This window comes from Streptomyces sp. NPDC091287 (genome assembly GCF_044768525.1).
Classification (GTDB): domain Bacteria; phylum Actinomycetota; class Actinomycetes; order Streptomycetales; family Streptomycetaceae; genus Streptomyces.
Window position 1 is genome coordinate 131,709 of record NZ_JBIVUV010000011.1, and the last position, 19,346, is coordinate 151,054.

The 19,346-nt window shown below is 72.4% G+C and carries 21 protein-coding genes; 13 read left to right on the top strand and 8 right to left on the bottom strand.

Annotated elements, in window-relative coordinates; translation table 11 throughout:
- Positions 1 to 89: 89 nt before the first annotated feature.
- Together fdxA and dapC are read left to right on the top strand one after the other, a co-directional pair.
- Positions 90 to 410, top strand: coding sequence for a ferredoxin (fdxA, locus tag ACIQRW_RS20095; RefSeq protein ID WP_007446848.1), 321 nt, complete (start codon positions 90 to 92; stop codon positions 408 to 410).
- Between the two features lie 192 nt (positions 411 to 602).
- Positions 603 to 1,697, top strand: coding sequence for a succinyldiaminopimelate transaminase (gene dapC, locus ACIQRW_RS20100; RefSeq protein WP_403761970.1), 1,095 nt, complete (start codon positions 603 to 605; stop codon positions 1,695 to 1,697).
- A 91-nt stretch (positions 1,698 to 1,788) separates the two neighbouring features.
- Here the strand turns inward: dapC and ACIQRW_RS20105 are convergent, their stop codons facing one another.
- Positions 1,789 to 2,301 carry an ATP-binding protein gene (locus ACIQRW_RS20105; RefSeq protein ID WP_403761973.1) on the bottom strand — a complete coding sequence of 171 codons (513 nt, stop codon included), beginning with the start codon at positions 2,299 to 2,301 and terminating at the stop codon, positions 1,789 to 1,791.
- A 290-nt stretch (positions 2,302 to 2,591) separates the two neighbouring features.
- Positions 2,592 to 3,521: a hypothetical protein gene (locus tag ACIQRW_RS20110; protein WP_403761976.1), complete on the bottom strand. Its 930-nt coding sequence runs from the start codon at positions 3,519 to 3,521 to the stop codon at positions 2,592 to 2,594.
- Positions 3,522 to 3,582: 61 nt separating this feature from the next.
- On the opposite strand from ACIQRW_RS20110, the gene dapE reads away from it, so the two are divergent.
- A complete protein-coding gene (dapE, locus tag ACIQRW_RS20115; RefSeq protein WP_403761979.1) occupies positions 3,583 to 4,662 on the top strand; it encodes a succinyl-diaminopimelate desuccinylase in 1,080 nt (359 codons plus the stop codon).
- Between the two features lie 107 nt (positions 4,663 to 4,769).
- A complete protein-coding gene (locus ACIQRW_RS20120) occupies positions 4,770 to 5,555 on the top strand; it encodes a TIGR00730 family Rossman fold protein (protein WP_403761982.1) in 786 nt (261 codons plus the stop codon).
- A 151-nt stretch (positions 5,556 to 5,706) separates the two neighbouring features.
- Here the strand turns inward: ACIQRW_RS20120 and folP are convergent, their stop codons facing one another.
- Positions 5,707 to 6,579: a dihydropteroate synthase gene (gene folP, locus ACIQRW_RS20125; RefSeq protein ID WP_403761985.1), complete on the bottom strand. Its 873-nt coding sequence runs from the start codon at positions 6,577 to 6,579 to the stop codon at positions 5,707 to 5,709.
- A 75-nt stretch (positions 6,580 to 6,654) separates the two neighbouring features.
- Between folP and ACIQRW_RS20130 the strand changes: the two genes are divergently transcribed.
- Positions 6,655 to 7,119 (top strand): DivIVA domain-containing protein, encoded by a 465-nt coding sequence (locus tag ACIQRW_RS20130; protein WP_403761988.1) that lies wholly within the window; start codon positions 6,655 to 6,657, stop codon positions 7,117 to 7,119.
- The gene (locus tag ACIQRW_RS20135) at positions 7,116 to 7,712 is read left to right on the top strand and encodes a DNA-3-methyladenine glycosylase I (protein ID WP_403761990.1); all 597 of its coding nucleotides are present in this window, start codon (positions 7,116 to 7,118) and stop codon (positions 7,710 to 7,712) included. The genes ACIQRW_RS20130 and ACIQRW_RS20135 overlap by 4 nt, the downstream gene beginning before the upstream one ends.
- Before the next feature lie 44 nt (positions 7,713 to 7,756).
- Here the strand turns inward: ACIQRW_RS20135 and ACIQRW_RS20140 are convergent, their stop codons facing one another.
- On the bottom strand, positions 7,757 to 8,569 hold the full coding sequence (locus ACIQRW_RS20140; protein ID WP_403761993.1) for an enoyl-CoA hydratase/isomerase family protein: 813 nt from the start codon (positions 8,567 to 8,569) through the stop codon (positions 7,757 to 7,759).
- 315 nt (positions 8,570 to 8,884) lie between these two features.
- On the opposite strand from ACIQRW_RS20140, the gene ACIQRW_RS20145 reads away from it, so the two are divergent.
- Positions 8,885 to 9,052, top strand: coding sequence for a DUF3117 domain-containing protein (locus ACIQRW_RS20145; RefSeq protein ID WP_003966491.1), 168 nt, complete (start codon positions 8,885 to 8,887; stop codon positions 9,050 to 9,052).
- A gap of 103 nt (positions 9,053 to 9,155) precedes the next feature.
- Here ACIQRW_RS20145 and ACIQRW_RS20150 read toward each other — a convergent pair whose 3' ends face one another.
- Positions 9,156 to 9,821, bottom strand: coding sequence for an O-methyltransferase (locus ACIQRW_RS20150; protein WP_003966489.1), 666 nt, complete (start codon positions 9,819 to 9,821; stop codon positions 9,156 to 9,158).
- 250 nt (positions 9,822 to 10,071) lie between these two features.
- Here ACIQRW_RS20150 and sigE point away from each other — a divergent pair, with 250 nt between their 5' ends.
- The 5 genes from sigE (at position 10,072) to ACIQRW_RS20175 (ending at position 15,218) form a co-directional block, all read left to right on the top strand.
- Positions 10,072 to 10,761 (top strand): RNA polymerase sigma factor SigE, encoded by a 690-nt coding sequence (sigE, locus tag ACIQRW_RS20155; protein ID WP_003966488.1) that lies wholly within the window; start codon positions 10,072 to 10,074, stop codon positions 10,759 to 10,761.
- Positions 10,758 to 11,798, top strand: coding sequence for an anti-sigma factor family protein (locus tag ACIQRW_RS20160; protein ID WP_403761997.1), 1,041 nt, complete (start codon positions 10,758 to 10,760; stop codon positions 11,796 to 11,798). The genes sigE and ACIQRW_RS20160 overlap by 4 nt, the downstream gene beginning before the upstream one ends.
- A gap of 89 nt (positions 11,799 to 11,887) precedes the next feature.
- Positions 11,888 to 13,813 (top strand): trypsin-like peptidase domain-containing protein, encoded by a 1,926-nt coding sequence (locus ACIQRW_RS20165; protein ID WP_403762000.1) that lies wholly within the window; start codon positions 11,888 to 11,890, stop codon positions 13,811 to 13,813.
- Between the two features lie 119 nt (positions 13,814 to 13,932).
- Entirely contained in the window at positions 13,933 to 14,433 is a 501-nt protein-coding gene (locus ACIQRW_RS20170; RefSeq protein WP_403762003.1) for a sec-independent translocase, read from the top strand.
- Positions 14,434 to 14,558: 125 nt separating this feature from the next.
- Positions 14,559 to 15,218, top strand: a complete 660-nt coding sequence (locus ACIQRW_RS20175) for a hypothetical protein (protein ID WP_383795045.1) — start codon at positions 14,559 to 14,561, stop codon at positions 15,216 to 15,218.
- A 56-nt stretch (positions 15,219 to 15,274) separates the two neighbouring features.
- Here ACIQRW_RS20175 and ACIQRW_RS20180 read toward each other — a convergent pair whose 3' ends face one another.
- From ACIQRW_RS20180 to ACIQRW_RS20190, 3 genes are read right to left on the bottom strand one after another with little or no spacing between them, the layout of a single operon-like run.
- Entirely contained in the window at positions 15,275 to 16,408 is a 1,134-nt protein-coding gene (locus ACIQRW_RS20180; RefSeq protein ID WP_403762006.1) for an Mrp/NBP35 family ATP-binding protein, read from the bottom strand.
- Between the two features lie 43 nt (positions 16,409 to 16,451).
- Positions 16,452 to 17,012: a DUF1003 domain-containing protein gene (locus ACIQRW_RS20185; RefSeq protein WP_403762009.1), complete on the bottom strand. Its 561-nt coding sequence runs from the start codon at positions 17,010 to 17,012 to the stop codon at positions 16,452 to 16,454.
- Positions 17,002 to 18,288 carry a magnesium transporter MgtE N-terminal domain-containing protein gene (locus ACIQRW_RS20190; protein WP_403762012.1) on the bottom strand — a complete coding sequence of 429 codons (1,287 nt, stop codon included), beginning with the start codon at positions 18,286 to 18,288 and terminating at the stop codon, positions 17,002 to 17,004. Before ACIQRW_RS20190 ends, ACIQRW_RS20185 begins: the two co-directional genes overlap by 11 nt.
- A gap of 245 nt (positions 18,289 to 18,533) precedes the next feature.
- On the opposite strand from ACIQRW_RS20190, the gene ACIQRW_RS20195 reads away from it, so the two are divergent.
- The gene (locus tag ACIQRW_RS20195) at positions 18,534 to 19,301 is read left to right on the top strand and encodes a hypothetical protein (protein ID WP_403762015.1); all 768 of its coding nucleotides are present in this window, start codon (positions 18,534 to 18,536) and stop codon (positions 19,299 to 19,301) included.
- The last annotated feature ends 45 nt before the right edge of the window (positions 19,302 to 19,346 follow it).

Consider the following 19,346-nt stretch of genomic DNA (forward strand, 5'->3'; position numbering starts at 1 on the left):
GTGCCCGAGAACGGAGATACTAGAGGCGGGCATCGACGACGCCGCGCTCCCGCGCGAGAGCCAACGCCCTACCGAGGAGGAACGACAGCGTGACCTACGTCATCGCGCAGCCTTGTGTCGACGTGAAGGACAAGGCCTGCATCGAAGAGTGCCCCGTCGACTGCATCTACGAGGGCCAGCGGTCCTTGTACATCCACCCGGACGAATGCGTCGACTGCGGAGCCTGTGAGCCGGTCTGCCCGGTCGAGGCGATCTTCTACGAGGACGACACTCCGGAGGAGTGGAAGGACTACTACAAGGCGAACGTCGAGTTCTTCGACGACCTCGGCTCTCCGGGCGGTGCTTCGAAGCTCGGTCTCATCGAGCGCGACCACGCGTTCATCGCCGGACTGCCGCCGCAGAACCAGTAAGCGGCGGCACCACGCGCGCGGCCCGGTCCCGTACGGCTTGTCACCGTGCGGGGCCGAGGCGTTTCCCGGACCTCCGGGGCCGCCATCGGGCCCCGGTAGCGCCGGGGCCGCCGACGGGTCCCCGTACCGGGGGCCCGTCACCGCGCGTCCGTCCCGCCGCCCCGTAGAGAACACCCGAGAAAGCAGAGCGCCGTGTCCGCAGTCTCCTCCCGCCTCCCGGTCTTCCCCTGGGACAAGCTCGCGCCCCACAAGTCGACGGCCCAGGCCCACCCGGACGGCATCGTGGACCTGTCCGTCGGCACCCCGGTCGACCCGGTCCCCGAGCTCGTCCAGCGGGCGCTCGTCGCCGCCGCGGACAGCCCCGGCTATCCGACGGTGTGGGGCACCGAGGCCCTGCGGGACGCGCTCACCGGCTGGGTGGAGCGCCGCCTCGGCGCGGTCGGCGTGACCCATGCCAACGTGCTGCCGGTCGTCGGATCCAAGGAGTTGGTGGCCTGGCTGCCGACCCAGCTCGGGCTCGGAGCGGGCGACAAGGTGGCCTTCCCCCGGCTCGCCTACCCGACGTACGAGGTCGGCGCCCGGCTCTGCGGAGCGGAGCCCGTCGTCTACGACGACCCGACCGAGCTGGACCCGGCGGGGCTGAAGCTGCTCTGGCTCAACTCGCCCTCCAACCCGACCGGCGAGGTGCTGTCCAAGGACGCGCTGACCCGGATCGTCGCCTGGGCGCGCGAGCACGGCGTGCTGGTCTTCAGTGACGAGTGCTACCTGGAGCTGGGCTGGGACGCCGAGCCGGTATCGGTGCTCCACCCGGACGTCTGCGGCGGCCACTACGACGGCATCGTCGCCGTCCACTCGCTCTCCAAGCGCTCCAACCTGGCCGGATACCGGGCCGCGTTCATCGCGGGCGACGCGGCCGTCCTGGGCGAGCTGCTGCTCATCCGCAAGCACGGCGGGATGATGGCACCCGCCCCCGTCCAGGCCGCGGTCGCCGCCGCGCTCGGCGACGACGTGCACGTGTCCGAGCAGCGCGCCCGCTACGCGGACCGGCGCCTCGCCCTGCGCGCCGCGCTGGAGACGCACGGCTTCCGGATCGAGCACAGCGAGGCGAGCCTCTATCTGTGGGCGACCCGCGACGAGCCGTGCTGGGAGACCGTGGCGTACCTCGCGGAGCTCGGCATCCTGGTGGCGCCCGGCGACTTCTACGGCCCGGCGGGCGCGAGTTTCGTCCGGGTGGCGTTCACCGCGACCGACGAGCGGGTGGCGGCGGCGGTCAAGCGCCTGTCCTGACTCCAGGGCGCCGTGAGGCGACGCAACGCGCCGAGGGCCTCGGGAGTGCGCACTCCCGAGGCCCTCGGCGCGTTCCTGGTGCTGCGGTGGATCAGCCGCCGATCGGCAGACCGCCCAGCGGGAGGCCGCCCTTGGTCAGGGAGTCGGTGGGCAGGCCACCGCCGAGCGCGTCCGTGGGCAGACCGCCCTGGGTGAGCGCGTCGGTGGGCAGACCGCCGCCCAGCGCCTCGGTCGGCAGGCCGCCGCCGACGGCCTCGGCCACGCCGCCCACGGCCTGGCCCGCGTTGCCCGCGGCCTGGCCGGCGGTCTCCTGGGCGGCCGGGATGGCCACCCCGGCGGACGTGCCGACGGTCTTGCCCGCGGCCGGGAGCGCCGTGCCGACGAGGCGGCCGCCGGTGTCGCCGACCGCCTGGGTGCCCTGCTGGACGGTGCTGTCCACGGTGTCGCCGAGAGCGGCGCCGTCCAGCGCGGTCAGTCCGCCCAGGTCCGGGGTCGCCGGGAGCTCTGCGGCGCTCGCGGCGCCGGCCGCACCGACCACGGGGGCCGCGCCTGCGGCGATCAGCAGCGCGGCACGAGCGATCCGACGGGTCAGGGGGAGGGACATGATGCTCCTTCAGCGGGTTGTGCACGATTCTGTCTGTCCGGTGATCGGACGCACTGACAACCGCTTCGGGGGAGGGGGAGGTTGCGGTGGGCGAAGGTAAAGACTGAGTAACGGGTCCGATTATCCGCAGCGGAAGAACCCGGGCAAACAATCCATACCGCCGCAGTCCGATGAACCGTCACTTCCCTTGGGCGGCAAGGGAATCGGGGCAGGTCCCCAAGGTTGTGAGGAGTCGCGCGGAAAGCGTCCGGGGCCATGGCCCCCAGGGCCCGTACGGGTGACGGGGCGTACTACTGAACGACCTGGATCCTGACCGCCGTCGTGCCCGTTTCCTTACCCTTCGCGCGTTCCGTCCGCCAGCCCGAACCGGCGTCCCAGACCCGGTCCGCGTAGCTCACGCGCTCGATCCGCAGGGCCTCGGACTGCGCCACGGCCCAGTGCGCCAGCTCCCAGCCGCGCTGCGGAGCGCCCTTGTCCTCGGACCGCGCCGCGGCGGCCGGGACCGGCACCGAGACGGTCGACGCCGCGGAGGCGCCCGCGGCCACCGCGCCGGGCAGCACGTCCTTGCCGAAGGCGCGCACCAGCTCGGTCCGCACCCGCGCGGCGTCCCCCGGGCCGTCCGCCGTGGCCGTCGACGGGGTGCAGTTCAACGAGGCCGGCCTGCGGCCGGTCAGCGCGGCGGCCAGCAGCGCGGCGTCCGGCTCGTGCTTCGCGTACGCCTGCGGGAATCCACTGCGCTGCACCCGCTGCGCGGCCACGGTCAGCGGCAGCCGCGAGTAACCAGGGACCTCGGCGAGGTGGTCGTAGAACTCACCGGAGGAGTAGACCGGGTCCATGAGCTGCGCGGGCGTGCCCCAGCCCTGCGACGGGCGCTGCTGGAACAGCCCCAGCGAGTCCCGGTCCCCGTAGTCGATGTTGCGGAGCGTCGACTCCTGGAGCGCGGTGGCCAGCGCGATCGTCACCGCCCGCTCCGGCATGCCCCGGGTGGTGCCCACCGCGGAGATCGTCGCCGCGTTCACCGCCTGCGCCAGGCTCATCTCGTACGTGTGTGACGTCCCGCCGTCCCCGTCGGAGGCCTCCACGAGACAGCGGGGCGGGTTCTTCGAGCCGGACGAGTCGTACTGCACGGCCAGATAGCCGCCCAGGGCACCGAGCACGGCGAAGGCCGCCGCGAATCGGATGAGGCGGCTGCGACGGGCGGGGCTGGCTGTCCGGGGCACGAGCCCACCGTACTGGAGGGCCCGGCCCGGGCCGATACCCAAGTCCCTTAGGGTCGGGTCCATGGCCGACAGCACCCTTGACCTCACCCTGGACGGACCGGCGCTCACCGCCCGGCTCGTCGACTTCCCTTCGGTCAGCGGGGAGGAGAAGGCCCTCGCCGACGCGATCGAATCGGCCCTGCGCGCCCTGCCCCACCTCACCGTCGACCGCCACGGCAACAACGTCGTCGCCCGCACGGACCTGGGCCGCCCCGAGCGCGTCGTCCTCGCCGGGCACATCGACACCGTGCCGATCGCCGACAACGTCCCCTCCCGCCTCGACGGGAACGGGATCCTCTGGGGCTGCGGGACCTCCGACATGAAGTCCGGCGTCGCCGTCCAGCTCCGCATCGCCGCGACGGTCCCCGAGCCCAACCGCGACCTGACGTTCATCTTCTACGACAACGAAGAGGTCGCCGCGCACCTCAACGGCCTCGGCCACATCGCCGACGCCCACCCCGAGTGGCTAGCCGGGGACTTCGCCGTCCTGCTGGAGCCGTCCGACGGCGAGGTCGAGGGCGGCTGCCAGGGCACGCTCCGGGTCCACCTGCGGACGGCGGGGGAGCGGGCCCACTCCGCGCGCAGCTGGATGGGCTCCAACGCCGTCCACGCCGCCGCCCCGATCCTGGCGAAGCTCGCCGCGTACGAGCCCCGCCGCCCGGTCATCGACGGCCTCGAATACCACGAGGGCCTCAACGCCGTCGGCATCGAGGGCGGCGTCGCCACCAACGTCATCCCGGACGCCTGCACCGTCGTCGTCAACTACCGCTACGCCCCGGACCGCACCGAGGAGGAGGCCATCGCCCACGTCCGAGAGGTCTTCGCCGACTGCGGCGTGGCCGAGATCGTCATCGACGACCACTCCGGCGCGGCCATGCCCGGCCTCTCCCACCCCGCGGCCCAGGCGTTCATGACCGCCGTCGGCGGCACCGCCCGGCCCAAGTTCGGCTGGACCGACGTCTCCCGCTTCGGCGCGCTCGGCGTCCCCGCGGTGAACTACGGACCCGGCGACCCGATGTACGCCCACAAGCGCGACGAGCATGTGGCGGTTGCGAAGATCACCCACTGCGAGGACCGCCTCCGCTCCTGGCTGACCGGCTGACCGCCCGACGTACGGCATTCCCCCGTACGTAACCTCCGCCGATCTACGCTGGCCGTACGCAGTACGACACGACCCTGCGCGACGCGGGTCGGTGGAGGGAGCGGAACATGGGCAACGCCGAAGACGCACGGATCCCCGAGGGTGCGGAGGTTCCCGAGGGCGCGGTCAGCCCCGAGGAACAGTGGCTGGGCCCGGTCCTGCGCCGCAGGGAGCAGGTCCAGCCCGGCACGACCGACCAGCGGCTGCTGGACTCCGAGGGCGACTCCGAGTGGGTGCACACCGACCCCTGGCGGGTGATGCGCATCCAGTCGGAGTTCGTCGAGGGCTTCGGCGCGCTCGCCGAACTGCCGAGCGCGATCAGCGTCTTCGGCTCGGCCCGCACCCCGGACGGATCACCGGAGTACGAGGCCGGCGTCCAGATCGGCAAGGCGCTGGTCGACGCGGGCTTCGCGGTGATCACCGGCGGCGGCCCGGGCGCGATGGAGGCCGCCAACAAGGGGGCCCGGGAGGCGAAGGGCGTCTCGGTCGGCCTCGGTATCGAGCTGCCCTTCGAGTCGGGCCTCAACCCGCACGTCGACATCGGCGTCAACTTCCGCTACTTCTTCGTCCGCAAGACGATGTTCGTGAAGTACGCCCAGGGCTTCGTGGTCCTGCCCGGCGGCCTCGGCACCCTGGACGAACTCTTCGAGGCACTGACCCTCGTCCAGACCGGCAAGGTCACCCGCTTCCCGATCGTCCTGTTCGGCACGGCCTACTGGGGCGGCCTGATCGACTGGCTCCGCGACACGGTGGTGGCCCAGGGCAAGGCCTCGGAGAAGGACCTGATGCTCTTCCACGTGACGGACGACGTGGAGGAAGCGGTGACACTGGTCACGAAGGAGGTCGGGCGCTAGCCACTCCAAGCCCGCCCGTCCACTCCAGGCCCGCCCGGCCACTTCAAGCCCGTCCGGCGATTGAGGACATCCTTTCCAGCCCCTCCGGCGCTTGAGGAGCGGGGTCCAGGGGCAGCGCCCCGGACCCCGCCCGCCGCGGGCAGGCGGCCCCCTACGCCAGCCCCCTCCGCGCCACGGCCGGCGCCCGATGCCCGGCAACGGACGCCACCATGTCCAGGACCTGCCGCGTCTCCGCCACCTCATGCACCCGGTACACCCGCGCCCCCAGCCACGCCGAGACCGCAGTCGTCGCCAGCGTGCCGATGACGCGCTCCTTCACCGGCCGGTCCAGCGTCTCGCCCACGAAGTCCTTGTTGGACAGGGACACCAGCACCGGCCACCCGGTCTCCGCCATCTCCCCGAGCCGCCGCGTCGCCTCCAGCGAGTGCCGGGTGTTCTTCCCGAAGTCGTGCCCCGGATCGATCATGATCCCGTCCGGCCGCACCCCGAGCTCCACCGCCCGCTCGGCCAGTCCCACCGTCACCCGCAGGATGTCCGCCATGACGTCCTCGTACGCGATCCGGTGCGGCCGGGTCCGCGGCTCCGCGCCGCCCGCGTGCGTGCACACGAGGCCCGCCCCGTACCGCGCGGCGACCTCCGCCAGCTTCGGGTCCACCCCGCCCCACGCGTCGTTCAGCAGGTCGGCCCCGGCCTCGCAGACCGCCTCGCCCACGTCGTGCCGCCAGGTGTCCACGCTGATCACCACGTCGGGGTGGCGGCGGCGGACCTCGGCGACGAACCCGACCGTGCGGCGCGCCTCCTCCTCGGCGCTCACCTCCTCGCCGGGACCTGCCTTCACCCCGCCGATGTCGATGATCGCGGCGCCCTCGGCCACCGCCTGCTCGACCCGGGCCAGCGCCGGCTCGTCCCCGAAGGTGGCGCCCTGGTCGTAGAAGGAGTCCGGGGTCCGGTTCACGATCGCCATGATCACCGGCTCGTGCGGTCCGAATTCCCGCCGCCCCAGCCTGAGTGCACCGCTTCGCATCCCGTGTTTCCTCCTCAGATAGCCCGCCTGCGACCCTAAGGCCTCATCGGGCCGGCCCCGACTTGTCCGTGCCGCATGGCACGATCGGAGCCGGACGAGGTTTCCGCCCCCGGGGAGATGCGCGTGTTCTGGTTCTTGCTGCTCACGATGGTCGTGGTCGTCACCGCGGTCACCCTCGCGGTGGTCGGAGGCGGTGGGAGCGCCGTGCTCCAGGACGTCCCGCCCGACCGGTTCACCGATCCGCTGCCCGCGACCCGCCCGGTCGGCCGGGCGGACATCGAGGCGCTGCGCCTGCCGATGGCCCCCCGTGGCTACCGGATGGCGGACGTCGACGAGGCGCTGTCCCGGCTCGGCGCCGAACTGGCCGAGCGCGACGCCCGGATCGCCGAGCTGGAATCCGCCCTGGCCGGGGTGCAGGCGGCCGCGGTGACGACGGGCACCGACCTGTTCAAGCAGCCGGGCGACCGGCAGGGCGACCGCCCCGCCGAGCGGGCCGGCCAGGAAGGCGTCCAGGACCGCGCCGAGGAGGACGGGCGATGAGCGGCGCGGCCGTGGCCGCCCCCGACGGTGGGCTCCGCTGCCCGTGGGGCCTGTCCACCGAGGACTACCTCGCCTACCACGACACCGAGTGGGGCCGGGCGGTCCACGGGGACGACGCCCTGTTCGAACGGCTCTGCCTGGAGGCCTTCCAGTCCGGGCTCTCCTGGATCACGATCCTGCGCCGCCGCGAGACCTTCCGTACCGCGTTCGAGGGATTCCGGATCGAGGCGGTCGCGAAGTTCACCGACGCCGACCGGGAGCGGCTCCTGGCCGACCCGGGGATCATCCGCAACAAGGCCAAGGTCGACGCGACCCTCGCCAACGCCAAGGTGCTCGCCGACTGGTCGGAGGGGGAGCTGGACGAGCTGATCTGGTCCTACGCCCCCGACCCGGCCGGCCGCCCCGCCCCGCGCAGCCTCTCGGACGTCCCGGCGATCACGCCGGAGTCCACCGCGCTCGCCAAGGCGTTGAAGAAGCGCTCGATCCGCTTCGTCGGCCCCACCACCGCCTACGCGCTGATGCAGGCCTGCGGACTGGTCGACGACCACCTCGCGGACTGCGTGGCGCGCGGCGGCGGGGCGGCGCCGCGCTGAGAGGCTGTCGGGTGTCCTCGGGTCGGACAGCCTCTGAGCCGCGGCTACTTCCCGAGGTAGACCGGCTTCTCCTTGGCCAGGAACGCCTCCACCGCGATGGTGTGGTCCTGCGACGCGCCCGCCCGGGTCTGGAGTTCGTCCTCCTTCTCCAGCGCCTCGGCGAGCGTGTGCCCGGCGCCGTACGCCATCGACTCCTTCAGCGCCGCGTACGCCACCGTGGGGCCGTCCGCCAGGGCCCGGGCCACCGCCGCCGCCTGCTCGGCGAGCTCGACCGCGGGGACGACCCGGTTGACGATCCCCAGCTCGTACGCGTCCTGCGCGGAGATCGACCGCGGGAAGAACAGCAGATCGGCTGCGCGGCTCTGCCCGATCAGCCGGGGCAGCGTCCAGGACACGCCCGAGTCCGCCGTGAGTGCGACGCCCGCGAACGAGGTGTTGAAGGAGGCGGTGTCGGCGACCACCCGGTAGTCGGCCGCGAGCGCGAATCCGAACCCGGCCCCGGCCGCGACGCCGTTCACCCCGGCGACGACCGGCTTGGCCATCTCCGTGATCGCCCGCACGATCGGGTTGTAGTGCTCCCGCACCGTGCTCAGCGCGTTCCCGCCGCCCGCCTCGCGGGTGGCCGAGAGCGTGGCGACGTGCTCCTTGAGGTCCTGGCCGACGCAGAAGGCGCGCCCCGTGGCCGTGAGCAGCACCGCCCGGACCCCCGCGTCCGCCGACGCCGCCAGCAGCGCGTCCCTCAGCGCGACCTTCGACGCGGTGTTCATGGCGTTCATCGCGCCGGGTCGGTTGATCGTGATCGTCGCGAGACCTTCGCTCACGTCGTACAGGACGGTGTTCGCCGGCTCGTCGGCCATTCCGGTATCCCCTCGCTGCTCGGGCATCGTTGCCACTGCAGGCAAGCATGGCCGATCCGGAGCTGGGCAGAGATGTGACCTGCGTCTAACAATTGGCTCTCACCTGGGGGTCCGGGGCGGCGCAGTATCGCAGCCGGATCGCCGAATTGGGTGGTTTTGAGAGAGCGCGTTGCGCAAGCGATGCACACCGATGTTGGTCATCGGGGTCATTGATGCGGGATAATGGCGAAGAAGCAATGTGTTCGATGCCGGTGAGGCAGCGCCTGTCATGGGGCCGCCGGTTGCGATGAGCTGGTTTCAGGAAGGGGAACGAGCATGGCGGCCATGAAGCCGCGGACGGGCGACGGCCCGCTCGAGGTGACAAAGGAGGGGCGGGGCATCGTCATGCGCGTTCCGCTCGAAGGCGGCGGTCGGCTTGTTGTCGAGCTGACTCCGGACGAGGCCGATGCCCTCGGCGACGCGCTGAAGAAGGTCGTCGGCTGACGCGGAACGCCCATCACCTTCACCACTGCCCGGTACGGATTCCGTACCGGGCAGTGGTGCGTCCTTGTGAGGATCTCCGTGCTCACCACGGGGTTCTCCGTGCTCAGCCGCGCCGGACCGCGCAGAGCAGGCCGTCGCCGACCGGCAACAGGGTCGACATCAGCTCCTGGCTCTCGCGCACCGCCCGCAGCAGGTCCCGCAGCCGCAGCACCTCGGCCGGCTGGGCCGCGGAGTCGACCGTGCGGCCGTCGGCGAAGACGCCCTCGAAGCAGACCAGCCCACCGGGCCGCAGCAGGCGCAACGATTCAGCGAGCACATCGAGACTCTCCAGCCGGTCGCCGTCGCAGAAGACGAGGTCGTAACCGCCGTCCGCGAGCCGGGGCAGGACGTCCAGGGCGCGGCCGGGGATGAACCGGGCCCGGTTGGTGGCGAAGCCCGCCTCGCGGAACGCCGCCCGGGCGAACTGCTGACGCTCGGGCTCCGGGTCCACCGTGGTCAGGACCCCGTCCGGCCGCATTCCGTGCAGGAGATAGATGCCGGACACGCCGGTGCCCGTGCCGATCTCCGCCACCGCTTTGGCGTCCGCTGCGGCTGCCAGCAGGCGCAGCGCAGCGCCGGTGCCCGGTGACACCGAGCGAAGCCCCAGCTCGCGAGCCCGTTCCCGGGCCCCGTGCAGTGCTTCGTCCTCGGCGACAAAGGCGTCGGCGAACGCCCAGCTCGTCTGCCGGTTGGCGGTAATGACCCTCTCCTGTCCCCGTAGTTGGCGCAACGGTGACTGTATCCGCTGGACCCGGGAACCCGCAGATGGGACCGGGCGTTGTGCAAGCAGTGGGGAAAGCGCAGTGACCGGGTCCGCGGATCGGACCGGCGAGCTGCGGGAAAGTCCCGGGCGACGCCCGGCCCCAGCAGGGAAAAAGGCTTATCCGGAGCTAACGGGCGAGGTGGCTATGGTAGGGGCTCCACTGGACACCACCAGAGCCGATAGGGGAGGTGCGGCTGCGCCTGTGGACCGGGGAGGGATGCTGCGGCGTCTCCTCAGGTCGGCCGGTGAGCCGAAATCCGTGACCAACATTGCTGACCGTTCTTCCGAAGACTCCGCACCGACCGCGACCTTCGCCTCTGATGCGGATTCTCAGGCGTGGACCCCGCCCTCATGGGAAGAGATCGTCAGCACGCACAGCGGCCGCGTGTACCGACTCGCCTACCGGCTGACGGGAAACCAGCACGACGCCGAGGACCTGACCCAGGAGGTCTTCGTCCGGGTGTTCCGCTCGCTGTCGACGTACACACCCGGCACCTTCGAGGGCTGGCTGCACCGCATCACGACCAACCTCTTCCTGGACATGGTCCGGCGCAAGCAGCGCATCCGCTTCGACTCGCTCGGCGACGACGCGGCCGAGCGGCTGCCGAGCCGTGAGCCGTCCCCGCAGCAGGTCTTCAACGACACCCACTTCGACGCCGACGTGCAGCAGGCGCTGGACACCCTCGCGCCCGAATTCCGCGCGGCCGTGGTCCTCTGCGACATCGAGGGCCTCAGCTACGAGGAGATCGCCGCGACCCTCGGGGTGAAGCTCGGCACCGTCCGCAGCCGTATCCACCGCGGCCGCTCGCACCTGCGCAAGGCGCTCAAGCACCGTTCCCCCGAGGCACGCGCCGAGCAGCGCTCCCTGGCGGACGCGGTCCTGGCAGGGGAGGGCGGAACGGCGTGAGCGGCACAGGACCCACCCCCGCGGAAGCGCATCTGGGGGACCGACTCGCCGCGCTGGTCGACGGCGAGCTGAAACACGACGCCCGTGAGCGGGTCCTGGCCCACCTGGCGACCTGCGCCAAGTGCAAGGCCGAGGCCGATGCCCAGCGCCGCCTCAAGAGCGCCTTCGCCACGTCCGCCTCGCCCTCGCCCTCCGAGGGGTTCCTCGCCCGGCTACAGGGCCTTCCCGGGGGTCCTGGCGGTGACGACACCGGCTCCGGCGGACCGTTCGGCGGCCGGAGGCCCTTCGCCGACGAGTTCTTCCCCGGGCTGCGGCCCTCCGGCGGCAGCACCCGCGCCGACACCGCGCCCTCCCCCCTGGACGGCTTCGGATACCTCCCCGCCACCCACGGCTCCACCACCGTGCTGCCCGGCGGCCCCGCTTCCGGTTCGGTCTTCCGCATACACGAGGTGGCCCGAGACGCGGACCGCTCGCCCTGGCGCGGTCGGCGCTTCGCGTTCGCCGCGGCCAGCGCCGTCTCCCTCGCGGCCATCGCGCTGGGCGGCACCCTGCCGCTGGACTCCGGCCCCGAATCGTCCCTGCGCGCCGAGGGCACCGGGAACAACGCCACCCCGCTCGACGCCGCGACCCGCGCCGAGAACGGCGCGAAAGCGGTCAGCCGCCGGGGCGGCGGCGCCCTCGCGGTGACCGGTGACGGCCGGGCCGCCGAGCGGCCCGCGTCCGGCACGGCCCCCGCCGGGACGAACCGGGTGCCCTCGACACTCACCGGTGCGACACCGGTGGTTCCGGCCGTCACCCCTCCGGTGAACCGGCAGGGGCCGCCGACCGCCCCGTCGCTGTTCGGCGTCCAGGCCTCGGGCGGGCACCCCTTCACCTTCCCCGTGCTGAACGTGTCCGTGTCGCCGCTGATACGCCCGGCGGTGTCCGGTACCCCGCTGCTGGCGGCGGCGCTCGGCAGCGGGGCGGCGCCGAAGACGGGCCATTCCTCGGGACCGCCCGCCAACGATCTGGCGAGCCCGCTTTCCCCCCGGCCCTGACCGGACCCTGCGCGGGGATTCGCAAACCTGGTTGAATTCCGGTGAGGGACGCCTCGGTGGGGCGTACAGAGGCCAGTTGCGGGGAGAGCATGGACGACGGGAAGCCCACCGGACCGCAGGCGAAGTGGTGGAGCCGCCCCACGGCGGGGCGCGCCGACCGCACGGAGCCGGACAGCGGGCCGGCCCCGTCGGACGCTCCGCCGGCCGAGGACCGAGAGCCGACGCCCCCGGGCCCGGCCACGCTCCCGGGCCCGGACGCCGCCTCGACCCCGGCCCCGGACAGCACGAGGGACAACACGACCCCGGCCCCGGACAGCACGACGCCGGCTCCGCCTTCCGACGCCGCCGGCCGACCGGCGGTCCACGGCGGCCAGGAGGTTCCGCGCCCCCGCCCCTCCGGGGCCCCGCTGCACGAGCCCGACGAGTACAGCACCCCGCCCTACGGCGGCCCCGGCCCCTGGGCGCCCGCCCCGCCGGTGCAGCGGCCCACCCCGGCCCACGGCACCGTCGTACCGCCGGGGGCCGGAGCACCGGCCCCGCAGTACGCCGCGACGAACGGCGCCGGAATCCCGGCCCCCGCGTCGGCGCCCGCCCCGGCACCGCAACCCGCGCCCGCCGACGGCTTCACGCCCCCGCACGCCCAGCCCGCCGACGGCTTCACGCCCCCGGGGCCCCACGCACAGCCCCAGGCGCACGCCGCCCACGCACCGCACCCGCCGCAAGGAACCCCCGGGCAGCCCCAGGGAGCCCCCGAGCACCAGGGGCAGCACCCCGCACCGAACCCCGCACCGCAACCGCACGCGCAGCAGCACACGCAGTGGCTCCAGTACGACCCGTGGGGCGCTCCCGGACAGCCGCTGACCCGGCCGGGACCCCCCGAGGGCACCGAACCCGGCCGCAGGAAGAAGCGCCGGGGCGGGGCCTTCATGGGGGTGCTCCTGCTGACGCTGGTCGCCAGTGGCATCGGTGGCGGCGTCGGCGCGTACATCGAGCGCAACGGCGGCCTGACCACCGTCGAGCTGCCGCAGGCGGGCCGCGACAACGGTGACCGGGCCCCCGAGAGCGTCGCGGGCATCGCCGCCAGCGCCCTGCCCAGCGTGGTCACCCTGCACGTCAGCGGCACCGCCGAGTCCGGCACGGGCACCGGCTTCGTCCTCGACGCCCAGGGCCACATCCTCACCAACAACCACGTCGTCGCCCCGGCCGGCTCCAGCGGGGACATCACCGTGACGTTCAGCAGTGGCGAGACGGCCTCCGCCGAGCTCGTCGGCAAGGACAGCGGCTACGACCTCGCGGTCGTCCGGGTCCGCGGGGTCTCCGGGCTCAAGCCCCTGCCCCTGGGCAACTCCGACAACGTCCAGGTCGGCGACCCGGTGGTGGCCATCGGCGCCCCCTTCGACCTGTCCAACACGGTGACCTCGGGCATCATCAGCGCCAAGCAGCGGCCGATCACCGCAGGCGGCGAGAAGGGCGACGGCAGCGACATCAGCTACGTCGACGCCCTCCAGACCGACGCCCCGATCAACCCGGGCAACTCCGGCGGGCCGCTGGTCGACACCCAGGCCCACGTCATCGGCATCAACAGCGCCATCCGCGCGGCCGACAGCGCCCGGGGCCCCGAGGCGGGCGGCCAGTCCGGCTCCATCGGCCTCGGCTTCGCGATACCCATCAACCAGGGCAAGCGCGTCGCCGAGGAGCTGATCAGCACCGGCAAGGCCACCCATCCGGTCATCGGCGTCACGCTGGACATGAAGTACACCGGCGACGGGGCCAAGGTCGGCACGGAGGGCGCCGACGGCGCGCCCGCCGTCGCGAAGGGCGGCCCCGCGGCCGAGGCGGGCATCCGGTCCGGCGATGTCATCACCCAGGTCGAGGGCCAGCGGGTGCACAGCGGCGAGGAGCTGATCGTGAAGATCCGGGCCCACCGCCCCGGCGACGAGCTCGACCTCAAGCTGACCCGCGGCGGCGAGGAGCGGACGGTGACCCTGACGCTCGGCTCGGCGAGCGGCACGTGACGTCCACCGCGAGGTACCGCCCGGACACCTTCGACAGGTACCTTTGAGCGGTCCGGGCAGCTGGGAGACCCGGGCCGCGATCGCACGGAGAACACGCGGAGAACACGAGGAGCAACAAGGTGTTCAATGACATTGGCGCACTGGAGCTGTTGACGCTCGGGGTGCTGGCCGTGCTGGTCTTCGGCCCGGACAAGCTGCCCAAGCTGATCCAGGACGTCACGCGCACCATCCGTAAGATCCGCGAGTTCTCGGACAGCGCCAAGGAAGACATCCGCTCGGAGCTCGGCCCCCAGTTCAAGGACTTCGAGTTCGAGGACCTCAACCCCAAGACGTTCGTCCGCAAGCAGCTGATGGACGGCAACGACGACCTGGGGCTGAAGGAGATCCGCGAGAGCTTCGACCTGCGCAAGGAGATCTCCGACGTCACCGACGCGGTCAACGGGCGCACCCCGACCGCGTCCGATACCGCCAACAGTGCGGCGAACGGCTCGGCGGGCGCGGCGGCCGACGGCTCGACGACCAGCCTCACCAAGACCGGCGACACCGCTCCTGACCTGCTGAAGAAGACCCCGCAGCAGGACCGGCCCGAGCGCCCGCCGTTCGACGCCGACGCCACCTGACCCCGGTCAATCCCGACTCGTCCGGACGGTATGGCTATTCTCCATCTGTCCGGTTGCGAGGATGCCCAAGCCCGCGGGGGGCGGGCCGCTCCGGATCCTGACTGATCGAGGAGGCGGCCGCGCAGATGGAGACGACGAGTCGGATTGATACGGACGGTGTCCCGGGCACGGCCACGGCGGAGGAGGTGCCGGCGACGCGGCGTACCGTCGACGGCTACCGGGAAGCGACCTTCCCCTGGTACGGCCTGGACGAGGCCTTCACCGGCCCGCGCTGGCTGATGCAGGTCGGCACCGCGGCGGACGGCACGGTGCAGCACGGTGCGACGGGGCACGGCGACGAGCCGTCGGTGAAGTCGGACGGCTCCGCGGACAAGGAGCGGTTCGCGGCGGTGATCACCGTGGCCGCGAGCCCGGTGAGACGCAGCGGTGACGGTACGGGCGTGCTGGACGCCACCACGGTGTCCTCGGCGGCCTGGCTCGCGGGCTCCGGCCTGCTGGCGTACACCTGGCCGCCGCAGATGGACCACACCCTGCGCGACGACTGGCTGGACCAGCAGACGGAGACGGCGTTCACCCTCGCCGACGACCTCGGCAGCGCGCCCTGGTCGACGCTCTCCCTCCCGGTGGACGGGGTACCGGTGGAGTTCCACTACCGCGAGTCCGAGTTCGGCTGGGTCCTCGCCGGGTCCGCCCACGAGGGCGTGCACATCGGCGCGTACGGGCGGGGGATGAGCGCGTACGGTCTCGGCTTCGCGGCCATCAAGGACATCGGGACGTACGCGTAACGACGCACGGGGGGCGGGCCGGTCGACTGCCGGCCCGCCCCTGTTCCGTACAGGCGTCAGAACTTGTTGCGCGGGGTGATCCCCAGCGACATGCCCGACAGGCCGCGCTGACGGCCGCCCAGCTTCTGTGCGATCGAGCGCAGCGCGCTGCCGGCCGGGGAGTCGGGGTCGGACAGGACGACCGGCTTGCCCTCGTCGCCGCCCTCGCGCAGCCGCAGGTCGATCGGGATCGAGCCGAGCACCGGCACCTCGGCGCCGATCGTGCGGGTCAGCCCCTCGGCGACCCGTGCGCCGCCGCCCGAGCCGAACACGTCGACCATCTCGTCGCAGTGCGGGCACGGCATGCCCGACATGTTCTCCACCACACCGACGATCTTCTGGTGGGTCTGCACGGCGATCGAGCCGGCCCGCTCGGCAACCTCCGCCGCCGCCTGCTGCGGGGTCGTGACGACCAGGATCTCCGCGCCCGGTACGAGCTGCGCGACCGAGATCGCGATGTCACCGGTGCCCGGCGGCAGGTCGAGCAGCAGGACGTCCAGGTCGCCCCAGTACACATCGGCGAGGAACTGCTGGAGCGCCCGGTGCAGCATCGGACCGCGCCAGACCACGGGCGTGTTGCCCGGGGTGAACATGCCGATGGAGATGACCTTCACGCCGTGTGCGGACGGCGGCATGATCATGTTCTCGACCTGGGTGGGTTTGCCGTCCGCACCGAGCATCCGGGGCACGCTGTGCCCGTAGATGTCCGCGTCCACGACGCCGACCTTCAGTCCGTCGGCAGCCATCGCCGCGGCGAGGTTCACCGTCACCGAGGACTTGCCGACGCCGCCCTTGCCGGAGGCGACCGCGTACACCCGGGTCAGCGAGCCGGGCTGGGCGAAGGGCACCTCCCGCTCGGCGGTGCCGCCGCGCAGCGAGCTCGCCAGGTCCTTGCGCTGTTCGTCGCTCATGACGTCGAGGGTCACCTCGACCCGCGAGACGCCCTCGACCCGGGCGACCGCCTCGGTCACGTTCCGGGTGATCGTCTCGCGCATCGGACAGCCGGAGACCGTGAGATACACCGTGACAGCGACTACACCGTCAGGATCGATCTCGACCGATTTCACCATGCCCAGCTCGGTGATCGGGCGGTGGATCTCCGGGTCGTTCACTGTCGACAGTGCCTCAAGCACCGCGTCTTCCGTAGCCATACAGACGATGTTACGGCGCGGAGCGCTACGGGCGGGTAGCTCTTCAGCGGTCGCCTTCGTCACTCTCGCCCGGGAAGAGCACCTGCCGGTCCTCCATGTCCCTCACCATGTCCTGGAGTTCCGAGCGGATCCAGTCCCGGGTGGCGACCTCGCCCAGGCCCATGCGCAGGGCCGCGATCTCCCGCGTCAGGTACTCGGTGTCGGCGATGGAGCGCTCGTTCTGCTTCCGGTCCTGCTCGTGCGTGACCCGGTCGCGGTCGTCCTGCCGGTTCTGCGCGAGGAGGATCAGCGGCGCGGCGTAGGAGGCCTGGAGCGACAGCATCAGCGTCAGGAAGATGAACGGGTACTGGTCGAAGCGCAGGTCCCTGGGCGCGAAGATGTTCCACAGGACCCAGATGATGATGATCAGCGTCATCCAGACGATGAACCGCCCGGTCCCCAGGAACCGCGCGATCCGCTCCGAGAACCGGCCGAACGCCTCCGGGTCGTACTCGGGCAGCAGCCGCCGGCGCGGGTCCTTCGGCTGGTCCAGCCGGGTGCGCGGGGGCCGCACCAGGCCCGAGGCGCCGGTCGACGCCGCCTTCGCCCGCTCATCACCCGCCATGACCGATCCCCTCCTCCCCGTGCAGATCCGTCTCGCGCCAGTCGTCCGGCAGCAGGTGGTCCAGGACGTCGTCCACGGTCACCGCGCCCAGCAGCGAACCGGTCTCGTCCACGACGGGCACCGAGACCATGTTGTACGCGGCGAGATAGCTGGTGACCGTCGGCAGCGGGGTGTCCGGCGACAACGGCACCAGGTCGCTGTCGACGATCGAGCTGACCAGGGTGAACGGCGGGTCGCGCAGCAGCCGCTGGAAGTGCACCGTGCCCAGGTACTTCCCGGTCGGGGTGTCGTCGGGGGAGCGGCACACGTACACCTGGGCGGCGAGCGCCGGGGACAGGTCCGCCTGCCGCACCCGGGCCAGCGCGTCGGCCACCGTGGCGTCGGGCAGCAGCACGATCGGCTCGGTCGTCATCAGACCGCCCGCCGTCCGCTCCTCGTACGACATCAGTCGGCGGACATCGGCGGCGTCGTCCGGCCGCATCAGCGCCAGCAGCCGTTCCTTGTCCTCCTCCGGCAGCTCGGAGAGCAGGTCGGCCGCGTCGTCGGGGTCCATCGCCTCCAGGACGTCGGCGGCCCGCTCCTCCGCGAGCTTGCCGATGATCTCCACCTGGTCGTCCTCGGGCAGCTCCTCCAAGACGTCGGCGAGCCGGTCGTCGTCCAGGGCGGCGGCGACCTCCGCCCGGCGCTTGGGCGAGAGGTGGTGCAGGGCGTTCGCCACATCGGTGGGCCGCAGCCGCTCGAACGTGGCGACCAGGCTCTCCGCGCCCTGGCCGTGCTCATCCAGCGAGAAGCCGCTGACCGCCGACCACTCCACCGTCAGGGTCTCGCCCTTGCGGCGCAGCGCCCCGCCGCGCCCCTTGCGGACGAAGTACTTGTCGATCTCCCAGTCGCGGCGGGCCGGCAGCTGCTGGATGGCCACGTCCAGGACGGTGACCTCCTCACCGTCCTTGTCATGGCCATCCACCAGCCGCACCCGCCGGTCCAGGAACTCGCCGAGGACGAGACGTTCGGTGGGCCGCTGTTCGAAGCGCCGCATGTTGACGACGCCGGTGGTGATGACCTGGCCGGACTCGACGCCCGTCACCCGGGTCATCGGCAGGAAGATCCGCCGGCGGCTGATCACCTCGACCACCAGGCCCAGGATGCGCGGCGGACGCCCGCCGACCCGCAGCATCGCCACCAGATCACGGACCCGGCCGACCTGGTCCCCGTTCGGGTCAAAAACGGGTACGCCGGACAGGTGCGAGACGAAGACCCTGGGGGTGACCGCCGCCATCCTCGGCCTCCTTCGTCCGTCCGTGTCCACTGTGTCGTCACGTATCCCGTGACCGTCCGCGCCCGGTCGTCCCGGACCGGCGCCGCCGGCCGGCCGAATCCGCCGGTACGCCGGGATCAGGCTAGCCCGTACCGCCGCACCGCGCCCCGGCGGACCGGTCCGTACGGCTGGCTGCCGGGAGGCACACGCCTCCCGGGTACGCTGCCGTCTGCCACCCCCGATCGCAGTTGAGAGGCAGTGCGCCCGTGACCTCTTTCGCCCCGGCCGTGCGGAACCATCGCCGGACCGCCCTCGCTCTCGTGCTGTGCGGAGGGCTCACCGCGGCCCTGGCCGCCTGCGGCACGGAGGAGGACCCGGACAAGGGGACCAACGGCGTCGCCAAACTCTCCGCCACCGAGATCGACGAGAAGGCCAGAGCGGCGGCCGAGGCGGCGAGCGCCGTACGCCTGTCGGGCACGCTCGTCAGCAAGGGCGGCACCTACCGGCTGGAGATGAAGCTCAACGCGGAGGGCGGCATGGGCTCGGTGACCTCCAAGAAGCAGAGCTTCGCCCTGCTGCGGGTCGACGACGAGCTCTATCTGAAGGCGCCCGCCGCGTTCTGGACCTACGAGGAGAGCGGCGGCGAGGGCGGGTCCTCCGACGTGGCGGCCGCCGACAAGCTGGGCGGCAAGTACGTGAAGGTCCCCGAGGGCGACCCCAGCTACCGCCAGCTACGCGGCTTCACGGACAAGAAGGTCCTGCTCGACGGGCTTCTCGCGCTGAACGGAAAGGTCAGCAAGGGCGGCCGGGACACGGTCGCCGGGCAGCGCACCATCCAGATCCTGGGCGGCAAGGGCGAGGGCGGGGCGTTCGACGTCTCGCTGGAGGACCAGCCGTACCCGGTCCGGGTGGCCCGGGGCGGCGGCGGGGGCACGGTCACGCTGGCCGACTGGGGGCAGGCCTTCCCGCTTGAGGCGCCCCAGGAGGACGACACCGTCGACTACGGCGGCCAGCTCCCCAAGTCCTCCGGCTGAGCGCCCCGGACCGCGAGGGCCTGTTCGAACCGCCGCCTGCCGCGC